Origin of the sequence: Bacteroides sp. CAG:633, assembly GCF_000435115.1 — a bacterium.
Classification (GTDB): Bacteria; Bacteroidota; Bacteroidia; order Bacteroidales; family Bacteroidaceae; genus Bacteroides; species Bacteroides ndongoniae.
Genome location: NZ_FR883100.1, coordinates 1 through 1,039, shown reverse-complemented (window position 1 = coordinate 1,039; position 1,039 = coordinate 1). Strand labels below are relative to the sequence as shown.

The window sequence follows — 1,039 nt, the reverse complement described above, 5'->3', positions numbered from 1 at the left end:
CTCCTTGGGAGAGGGGTCGGGGGTGAGGCCCGATTCGGAGGTGAGGCTCTTGCTCCGTATAAAGTCGTAAATGCCTCCCAAGTGTTCCTTCACCACTCCGCCGCCGAACTCATAGACTTTAGTCGCAAGTCCGTCCAGAAAATCACGGTCGTGGCTGACAATAATTACTGTTCCGTCGAAGTCGCGGATGGCTTCCTTCAGTACGTCCTTCGAGCGCATGTCCAGGTGATTGGTGGGCTCGTCGAGGATGAGGAAGTTCACCGGCTCCAAGAGCAGCTTGATCATGGCCAGACGGGTGCGCTCGCCGCCGGAGAGCACTTTTACCTTCTTGTCCGAGGCCTCACCGCCGAACATGAAAGCGCCCAATATGTCGCGTATCTTCAGACGAATGTCGCCAACGGCCACACGGTCGATAGTGTCGAACACCGTCAGGTTCTCGTCCAGCAGCTGTGCCTGGTTCTGGGCAAAGTAGCCTATCTGTACGTTGTGTCCCAGGGTAAGGCGGCCGGTATAGTCGGTTATCTCGCCCATGATGCACTTCACGAGGGTGGATTTTCCTTCACCGTTCTTGCCCACAAAGGCCACCTTTTCGCCACGGTTGATGGTCAGGTTGACGTCGTGGAAGACAACGTGGTCGCCGTAGGCTTTCGCTACGTCTTCGCAGATGACGGGATAGTTGCCGCTGCGGCTGGAGCAGGTAAACTTCAGGCGCAGGGTGGAGTTGTCTTCCTCGTCCACCTCGATGCGTTCAATCTTCTCCAGTTGCTTGATGCGGCTCTGCACCTGTACGGCCTTGGTGGCCTTGTAGCGGAAGCGTTCGATGAAGGCTTCGGTGTCTTCGATCTGCTTCTGCTGGTTTTCGTAGGCACGCAGCTGCTGTTCGCGGCGCTCGCGGCGCAGGGTGACGAACTCGTCGTACTTCACCTTATAGTCGTAGATATGTCCGCAGCTGATTTCGATGGTGCGGGTGGTGACGTTGTTCAGGAAGGCGCGGTCGTGGCTGACGAGCACCACGGCGTTGGCACGGGTGGCCAGAAAG

Annotated in this window: 1 pseudogene; it reads right to left on the bottom strand. The window is 57.5% G+C overall.

Features of this window, described 5'->3' with window-relative positions:
- Positions 1 to 53: 53 nt before the first annotated feature.
- Positions 54 to 1,039, bottom strand: a pseudogene (locus tag QVP67_RS10400) (ABC-F family ATP-binding cassette domain-containing protein); the annotation flags it as partial.